Below are 10,341 nucleotides of genomic sequence, written 5' to 3' on the forward strand. Positions count from 1 at the left end.
TAAAAGACATTTCTAAACATGAAAAAATTATATATAGCAGTAGGGTTGTTAATGGCATTACAGGGATATTCGCAATCTAAGGAAACCCTGAAAGCCGATGCCCTTTTTGAAAACAGCCGTTATACTGTTGCCATAGAAGAGTACCTTCAGCTTGCTAACAGCAACAAGGCAGATGCTTATGTATACAAACAGCTTGCAGATAGTTATTATGCTGTTTTTAATATGGATGAGGCTGCTAAATGGTATGCAAAGGCAGTAGAAACAAAACAGGATGCAGAAACATATTACAGATATGCTGTGGCATTGAAAACACAAGGAAAATATGCAGAGGCAAATAAGCAGATGGATACTTTTGCAGCGATGATGCCTAATGATCAGAGAGCGGTTTTACACAAAGCTAATCCTGATTATATCCCTTCACTAAACAGTCAGAACAAAATGTTTGATGCTACGGCATTAGATGTAAACAGTAAAGATAAAGGTGATTTTGGGGCAGTATTGTCTAACGATAACATACTTTATTTTGTAAGCGCCAGAAATACATCGGCAACAGACGATTATGGTCAGCCTTATATAGATATTTTCAGCTCTGTGAAAAATGCTGACGGTTCTTTCTCTGAAGCTGTAGCGGTATCAGAACTTAATACCCGTTTTCACGATGGACCTGTAGCGGTAAGCGCTGAGGGCAATACGGTTTATTTTGCACGAGATGGCCATGCAGAAGGGCAGTATACAAAAGGTAAAAAAGTAAAACTTGCTCAAATAGGTTTATATAAGGCGACTAAGGTAGATGGCAAATGGCAAAACATCACGGCGCTTCCTTTTAACAGTACTTCATATTCTGTAGGAAGCCCAAGCCTTAGTGCAGATGGCAAAACATTGTATTTTGCGTCAAACATGCCGGGTGGTTTAGGTGATACAGATATCTGGAAAATAAATGTTAACAGTGATGGTACTTATGGTATACCAGTTAATCTTGGTAAGGATATAAATACACCGGGTAAAGAGAATTTCCCTTTTATTACAGATGATAATATTCTTTATTTCTCATCGGTTTCACGTCCGGGTTATGGAGGTTTTGACATTTTCAAAGCTGATCTTACCAAAGGAGGTGAAGCTGTAAATTTGGGTAAACCGATTAACAGTGAAAAAGACGATTTTTCTTTCAGTTTTAATACAAAGCAAAATGTAGGATATTTTTCGTCAAATCGTTCAGGCGTAGACAATATTTATACTGCAAACCCAGTTTGTAGGGTAGAAGCTCTTACAACTGTTACAGATGTAAAGACAGGAAAGGTTCTTGCCGATGCAAAAGTGGCAATACTTGATAATGCTAAAAATAGTATAGAAACAAAACAAACAGGAACAGATGGTAAAGCTTCTTATGATGTGGAGTGTGATACTGATTATGTTCTTGAGGTTTCAAAAACAGGTTATGAGCCCGCAACAATAGCTTTTGCCAAAACAGGCGAGAAAATAGTTATGGTTGAGGCAGCTCTTAGGCCGGTTAATGAGCTTATTAAAGAAACGCATATTGAACTTGCCGATATCAACTTTGAGTTTGGTAAGAGTAATATAACCAGAGAAGGGGCTAAAGAGCTTGATAAGTTAGTTGAAATAATGAATGATTACCCGGAAATGGTAATTCTTGTTAAGTCGCATACCGATACTAAAGGTAGTGCAGATTTTAACATGAAGCTTTCTGAAAAAAGAGCTCAGGCAACTGTTTCTTATGTTATTTCTAAAGGGATAAGCAAAGACAGGATTTCCGGAAAAGGCTATGGTGAATCTGAACCAAAAGTTAATTGCGGGGAGAAATGCACAGACGAACAGAATGCTCAAAACAGGCGTTCGGAGTTTCTTATCGTGAAGAAGTAGTTTAAGCTACTGTTAAAATAAGATTACATAGGCGAAAATAGGTGGTTTTACAGTTTAAATCACCTATTTTTGCCGTTTTTAAAAAAGGTTAAAAAATAAATGAAAAAGATTATTACCTCGTGTTTGTTGCTTCTTGCAGGAATAACCGCAATGGCCCAAAACGAACCTAATGATTGTGTTAATGCAATTACAGTTTGCGGTAATGACACTTTTGTGTCAAATGCAAACGGAATAGGAAACGTTCAGGAAGTTACCGGTTGCGGTGGGTTTGAAAACAACTCTATTTGGATCAAAATTAACATTGTTCAGGCGGGTACGCTAGGGTTTGACTTAATTCCCGATAATACCGACATCAATGTCGATTATGATTTTTGGGTTTACCCTGCAAACGCTACCTGTGATGCTTTAGGAGCACCTATCCGTTGCTGTACCACAAACCCTCAGATGGCAGGGTTACCTAATAACCATACTGGTATGTACGGTAGTACTTTAATTACACAATCTGGTCCCGGTGCCGATGGTAATGGCTATGTTAGATGGTTAACCGTTTCTCCTGGTCAGTCATATTATATTGTAATTGACAGACCTTTAGGTGACGGTGGCTTCCAACTAAACTGGACAGGTACTGCTACTGCAGGTACAGGAGCATTTCCTGCACCTCCAACAGCAAATCAGTTGGAGGAAGTAAGAACATGTAGCATAGGAGGTAATACAGGTATTTTTGATTTAGGTGCTTTAAAACCTCAAATCAATGCAGATACTACTAACAATACAATTCAGTTTTTTGCTACTGCGGCTAATGCGGTAGACGGTACTTCTCCATTAGGTAATATTATATCTAATACTACAAACCCTCAGCAGATATTTGCAAAGGTTATAGATAATACCACAGGGTGTTATTCATTAACCGATTTTAATATTGCGGTATATCCGGTTCCAAATGTAACTGTATCTGCAAACCCTCAGGACGCTTGTCCGGGTGCAGATGTAACTGTTACTTTTTCCGGTCCGGCTAATGCGAACTTTCATTACAATGTAAACGGAGGTCCGTCACAGCTTCAAACACTAAACTCAACAGGTACTTTTACCATTACACAAAGTTACCTTGCCGATACGACTTATACACTTGAAGACGCTAATATCACTACTTCTGATAATACAGTGGTATGTAGCCAAACCTTAACAGGTAGTGTAACAATTACAATTAATGAAATGGATGAGTTATTGTTTACAACAAACTCGCCTTTATGTGCCGGAGAAGATGGTATAATAACTCTTACAGGCCCGGCCAATGGTAGTGTAGATTATACTATTGGTACAAACCCTACTGTTCAGGTAGTTGACCTTGATGCAACCGGTGAAGGTACTATTAACTTACCGGCTCTTACAGCAACAACTGACTTTGAAATTATAAGCGTAACCAATGGGGCTGCTCCGTTTTGTGTACTTACACTAAACGAAACAGGAACTATAACAGTCACACCTACACCTGTACTTACAAATCCTGAACCGATGAACGAATGTGCAGACGGTATAACAGGATTAGGTACTTTTGATTTAGATAGTAATAATGCTGTTATTTCAGGAGGTGATAACTATATAATTACTTACCACTTAACACAGGCAGACGCCGATAACGATACAGGTGCATTAGCATCGCCATATGAGAGTACTGCTGCAAATCAAACTTTATTTGTTCGTGCAGAGGATGCTAACAATGCAAACTGTATTGCTTTTATAACACTTGATTTAATTACAACCAGTGCTCCTACAATTAATATGCCGTCCCCTATTGTGGTTTGTGATGACAACGCAGATGGATTCATGCAGTTTGATTTAACTTCGGTTACTGCTCAAATTACAGGAGGCAATGCAAACTATTCGGTGTCATTCTATACTTCGTCTGCACAGGCACAGGCAGGAACTACACCAATTGCTAACCCAACGGCTTATACTAATAGTGCTGCGGGAGGACAAACAATATATGCAAGAGTTATAGATACGGCTAACTCAACGTGCTATTCAATAACTTCTTTTGAAATTACGGTTAACGATACACCACAGGCGCCACAGGTAATAAGCAATTATAGCCTTTGTGATTTTGATGGTGACCAACAGGAGACATTCGATCTTACAACCAGAGCAGCAGAAGTAGGTCCTTACACACTTACTTATCACCTGTCTATGGCAGATGCCTCTAATCCTGCGGGAGGACAAAATGCAATTGCTGATCCGGCTAACTTTGTTTCAGCGGGAGAACCTGTTTATGTAAGGTCTCAAAATCCTAACGGATGTTTTGCTGTTACAGCTTTTAATACGGTAGTGAATACATTACCGGTAATAAATAATCCTGCACCTGTTTATACAGCTTGTGAGGAAGTGAACGGACAGGCAGATTTTATTCTTCATAACCATGATGGAAATGTTACAGGATTCCAGGCAGGATTTAGCGTTGCTTATTTCGATTCGCAATCGGCTGCAGAAATTGGAGATCCAGCTACTGCACTTCCTGATATCTATGTCTCTCCAACTACAGATATTTTTGCCAGAGTAACTTCTACCGCTACTGGTTGTTGGATTGTAGTAACTGTACCGTTACAGGTTATTCAGGCTCCGGTAGCTCAAAATCCTGCTCCGCTTGAAGAGTGTGACTTTAATGCAGATGGTTCAGCAATATTTAACCTTCAGGTAGTACTTGATGCTATTGAAGCACAAATACCAAACAGTACTGCTACTATTCATGAAACTATTGATGATGCTGATTTTGGCACAAACCCTGTATCAAATCCTGCAGCATACAACTATATTACAGTTAATAACCCTTCAGGGGTATTATATATAAGAGTTCAGTCGGGACAAACAACATGTTACGACGTAGTCGAACTACAATTAATTGTTCACCAGGCGCCTATCGCCACCGAACCGGCACCCTATGCACTATGCGACAACGGTCCGGATGATACTGACGGCGAGGGTATCTTTGTACTTCCTTCAAGAGAGTCTGAGATACTTGGCGGATTGGACCCTGCACTGTACACGGTTGGCTATTTTGCGACCCTTGAGGCAGCACAGGCCAATACCCCTGCCATTGCGACCCCGGGCAGCTACACGGCTACCAATACCGATTCCCCTGTTTATGTAAGGGTAACGGACAATGCAACGGGCTGTTATGACATCGTGGAACTGGAGCTTATCGTCAACCCGCTACCTGTTGCTACCCAGCCTACACCATACACATTATGTGATGTGAACACTATAGGAGGGCAGCCTGACGAGGTTGAGGAGTTTGACCTTACCACTAAGATCCCTGAGATCATCGGGGTCCAGACGGGAATCAATGTTACCTTCCACCATACCCTTGCGGATGCTGATGCTAACATAAATGAAATACAGAACCCGCAGGCGTATACCAACCAGAGCAATGCCGAGGCGATCTATGTAAGGGTTACCTTTGAGGCTACGGGCTGCTACAGGATCGTATTGCTTGATATCAGGGTAGAGCCGCTACCGATAGTGGTTCCCCCTTCCCAGGAAGACCTTACCATGTGTGACCCAGACAGTGACGGCCATGCCCAGTTTGACCTTGATGCCCTTGTTGAGGATATGATCAACAACGGAGAGAACCTTTCTGTAACCTTCCACGAGACGGCACAGGATGCGGAACTGGGTATCAACGCCATCCCTAATACGGACAACTATACCAATACCAATGCCTATAACCAGACCATCTATGTAAGGGTGGAGAACACGGTAACGGGCTGTTATACGGCTACGGCCTATGCGCTTAACCTTATTGTTGTGGATACCCTCAGATTGATGCGGACCTTCAGGACATCACCCTTTGTGATACGGACAACAACGACCAGGATGCCATGGCAGCCGTGGACCTTACGGTTCAGGACAGCTACATACTGGAGCACTTAGGCAATGCGGACCCGTCGGATTATATCATCCATTACTTCAATAACCTTACGGCAGCCCAGAACGGAGCACCGAGGATTACCAACGCTGCGGGCTACACGGCTCAGGACGGAGAGGTTATCTATGTAAGGATTGAGGATGTTGCCACGGGCTGCTACAGCATCGAGAGCTTCACCATCCATATCAATATCCCGCTTGCCTTAACACGTCCGCCTGTACTTAGCGTATGTAACGAGGCCCTGCCGAATGATATGACCACGGAGTTTGACCTTACGGTAATGGAGAACACGATACTGGGCCCATTCGGGGTAGGCCTTGGCTACACGGTTAACTACTATGAGCCCGGGGCAACCACACCGATTGCCGACCCTACTGCTTATGTGAACACCTCCAACCCGATGACATTAACGGTAGAGGTTATCACCCTTGCAGGGTGTAAGAGCTACACTACCATGACCATAAAGGTACTTCCGTTACCTACACCGAATACGACCCCTGATGCCCTTGTGTTATGTGATGACAACAATGCGGGGGACGGCCAGGAGGAGTTTGACCTTACCCAGGCAGCAGGGGACATTATGGACAACGAGCCGAACCTTATCTTAAGCTACCATCTTACTTATGAGGATGCTGACCAGGATATAAACGCCATAGCGGACCCTACGCAGTTTGTAAGCGGTACGGCTACGATATATGTAAGGGTAGAGGCCAACACGGGCAACCCGAATGATGCTGTATGTTACCAGATCGTTGAGCTTGAGCTTATCGTTAACCCGCTGCCTGCATTGGGCGAGAACGGGGCGATTCCTGCCTATGCGATCTGTGAGCAGAACACCGATGGTTTTGCCACCTTTATACTAAGCAGCCACATCCCTGAGATACTGGGAGAGGATGCCGACCCGAACGATTACCTTGTAAGGTTCTACTTTGATCAGGCAGCCCTTGATGCGGGCACAGCACTGCCGAACCAGTACAACAACATAAGCACGCCACAGGATATCCTTGTATGGGTACAGCACATAGAGAGCGGCTGTACCACCACCGCACCGATGCAGCTCCTGGTGGAGGAGGCCGCAGTAGCCAACGCCCCTGCCGACCCATCGCTGTCTACCTGTGATGATGACGGTACAAACGACGGTATGCATGCCTTTGACCTTAGTGTCTTCGATGCGGAGATACTGGGAGCGCAGGACCCTGCGGACTACAGTGTTGCCTACTATGAGAGCTTTGAGGATGCAGATAATGCAACCAACCCTATAGCGGACCCTACGGTGTATGTGAACACCACTGCCGATGTTATGACCATCTATGCAAGGGTGACCAACACCTCGACCATCAGCGGTTGCCATGACATCACGGAGATCACCCTTATAGTGGAAAGATTGCCTGAGCCTGTGATCACCTCGGTGGACGGCAGTGATACGATCTGTGTGGACTACACTACCGACGATGTGTTAAGGACAGTAACCCTGGACAGCGGCATCCCGAGCGGTATGGGCTACAGCTTTGTGTGGTACCTTGACGGAGTGGAACTGACCGATTATGACCCGGCATCTCCTACCTATGAGGCGATAGCCGAGGGTAACTATACTGTAGAGGTAACAGGCCCTGCACCACTGAACTGTATCTCTGATATCTCAGCAGCCTTCCAGGTTCAGAAGAGCGGCCCTGCCAGCCCTGTTGGTGTTGGTTATGAGGTGACCAACTACTTCAGCGACAACCAGGTTATCACGGTGTTTGTTGAAGGGTATGGAGAATACGAGTACAAGCTTGATGAGGACGGCATGTGGCAGAGCAGCAATGTGTTTACCGATGTACCTGCAGGCACCCATACGGTATATGTAAGGGATGTTAGCACGGAGTTTGCGTGTGATGAGATTGCCATAGAGGGCGTAAGCCTTGTGGACTACCCGCATTACTTCACCCCTAACGGTGACGGTTACCACGATACCTGGAACATCATAGGGTTGAACCAGCCTGATGCTAAGGTGTACATCTTTGACCGTTACGGCAAGCTGATCAAGCAGATCAGTGCCACCGAAGAGAGTGAGGGCTGGGACGGTACCTTCAACGGTACACCGCTACCTGCTACGGACTACTGGTTCACGGTAACCTACCGTGAGACGGTTAACGGTATGCCGGTTGTTAAGGAGTTCAAGGCACACTTCTCACTAAAGAGATAAGACACAATAAACAAATGATAAAAACAGGCAGCCGAAGGGCTGCCTGTTTTGTTTTAATAGTTTAATCATTTCTTAATACAGGTTTACCACAGGCTAATTTTAAGGCTCTTTATGTTTGCATTTTCTAATAGCCTGAAATATGTACAAAGGTTACAATCGTTTTTTACCACTATTTTTCCTGATAGTTTTTATCCTGCCATTCAATTTACAGTATACTTCTGTGAGTGATTATTACAACGATGATTTTCGAACTGTAATAATTACAGGTGTTGATGATTTAAATTCACAATTAAACAAACTTGAGCAAAATGCCCTGAATTACAAGAAGGGGAATCTTACCCTTAAAGAATTAAAAGAGCAGCTTACAGAAACCCGAAACTCATTTAAGAGATCTGAATATATATTGGAGTATTACTATCCTGAACATATAAAGGCTTATATAAACGGGGCACCTTTAGATCATCCTGATCCGCTGCCGATAGATAAGAATGCTTCGGGAGACTATTATAATCTTAATCCGGAACAATATAGAAACAGTATGCCTATTGATAACCTGGAGGCGGGCCACTATAAAGGGGAGGTAAAGATAGTTGCGCCAGTAGGTTTACAGGTATTGGATGAAACACTTTATACGGATGATAATCCTCATAGGGAAGAAGTGTATAAGCTGGCTAAAGAGGTAAGAGACTCCTATCAGGTATTGGTTACTGCATTCAAATCAAGGGCATTTTTTTATGATTTTGAAGTTATGGAGGCCTGCAGGCTTGAACTGGTAAGAATAACAGCAAGAGGAATCACTGGATTTGATACTCCGGGTTCGCTTAATGCTATGGAAGAGGCAGCTTCATCGTTGACAGGTATAGAAAAAGCACTTGAACCTTTATTAGCAAAAGCAGACGCCAATCTTAATAAAAGTATTAAAGGGCTATTTAAGAAGTCTGTTTCTGTTTTAAATAAAAGCAGAAACTTTGATGCTTTTGACAGACTGAATTTTATTACAGAATACATCAATCCTTTATATAAGCAGCTTTTGGATTTGCAATTATCCCTGCATATAAAAAGCAGCGCCGAAGTGCATGCAGCTACCCCTTCATGGAATGCATATAGTACAAACATGTTTTCGGAAGACTTCCTGAATCCATATTATTATAGTCTGCTGAAAGAAGAGAACGACAGTGATGCTTTAAGAGATTTGGGCAGGAAACTTTTTTATGATACGGGATTAAGCAAAAACGGTATAATGAGCTGTGCAAGCTGCCATAAGCCGGAGCTTGCTTTTTCTGACGGGTATAAAAAATCGTTTGCCAGTATAGAAGGTAAAAGTGTATTGCGTAATTCACCTTCCCTTATTAATTCGGTTTATGCTGACAGGTATTTTTATGATATGAGGGCCTATGATCTGGAAGAACAGGCAGAACATGTGGTAGAAAATCATATGGAGTTTAATACAAGTTTTGAGGTTTTGGTACAAAAACTGAATTCTGATAAAGTTTACAGGGAACAGTTTAATGCTGTATTCAAAACGAATACTCTGGTAACACGCTACCAGTTTTCGTCGGCCTTATCATCTTATGTGTTGTCATTACGATCGTTTAGCAGTCCGTTTGATTTATATATGCAGGGGAAAAGCAAAGAGTTACCTAAAGATATAAAAGCAGGTTTTAACCTTTTTATGGGTAAGGCGGGTTGCGCTACCTGTCATTATATGCCAACCTTTAGCGGGCTGGTGCCGCCATTGTATGATGAAAATGAGAGTGAGGTATTGGGGGTGTTAAAACATCCTGATACTTTGATGGTAGATATCGATTATGGCCGTATAGCAAACGGTGTTATTGATGAAAAGCATGAAATCTACAGGAATTCATTTAAAACAGTTACCGTAAGGAATGTGAAGCTAACAGGTCCTTATTTTCATAATGGAGCTTATGAAACGCTTGAACAGGTTATAGACTTTTATAATGAAGGTGGTGCAGCTGGTAAAGGACTGGACTATGAATTGCCTAACCAAACTTTACCGCCTGATAAATTAGGGCTGAGTAAAAAAGAAATAAAAGAACTTATTGCCTTCCTGGAATCCTTAACAGACAATCCTTCGTCATTTAAAAAGTAATTATACGGGTGCGTGCGCAACAATATAAGGCATAAGTGTTTTAACTGAAAGTTAAGATTTAGACTATTTGCATTATAACTAAAAAAATATGACTGATTTACATGCTTTTAAGTGCTAACTGTTAAAGAGTTGTCATTTTTTTGCTTTTTACTATCATTTTCAATGTTAAGAATCACTTTTGGGCCTTTTTGATAAAAATACGTTTATGGTTTACCATAAAATCTTCATATTCAATTAAAGTAAACTTAA

Annotated in this window: 4 protein-coding genes; all 4 read left to right on the plus strand. The window is 42.4% G+C overall.

Annotated features, from left to right (window positions below):
• Nucleotides 1–18: 18 nt before the first annotated feature.
• The 4 genes from FUA48_RS09260 (at nt 19) to FUA48_RS09275 (ending at nt 10,092) form a co-directional block, all read left to right on the plus strand.
• Nucleotides 19–1,878: an OmpA family protein gene (locus tag FUA48_RS09260; RefSeq protein ID WP_147583270.1), complete on the plus strand. Its 1,860-nt coding sequence runs from the start codon at nt 19–21 to the stop codon at nt 1,876–1,878.
• A gap of 99 nt (nt 1,879–1,977) precedes the next feature.
• On the plus strand, nt 1,978–5,802 hold the full coding sequence (locus FUA48_RS09265; protein WP_147583271.1) for a hypothetical protein: 3,825 nt from the start codon (nt 1,978–1,980) through the stop codon (nt 5,800–5,802).
• Entirely contained in the window at nt 5,751–7,982 is a 2,232-nt protein-coding gene (locus tag FUA48_RS09270; RefSeq protein WP_147583272.1) for a T9SS type B sorting domain-containing protein, read from the plus strand. The genes FUA48_RS09265 and FUA48_RS09270 overlap by 52 nt, the downstream gene beginning before the upstream one ends.
• Before the next feature lie 220 nt (nt 7,983–8,202).
• The gene (locus FUA48_RS09275) at nt 8,203–10,092 is read left to right on the plus strand and encodes a cytochrome-c peroxidase (RefSeq protein WP_205729400.1); all 1,890 of its coding nucleotides are present in this window, start codon (nt 8,203–8,205) and stop codon (nt 10,090–10,092) included.
• Nucleotides 10,093–10,341 lie beyond the last annotated feature (249 nt).

This window comes from Flavobacterium alkalisoli (assembly GCF_008000935.1).
Taxonomy (GTDB): Bacteria; Bacteroidota; Bacteroidia; order Flavobacteriales; family Flavobacteriaceae; genus Flavobacterium; species Flavobacterium alkalisoli.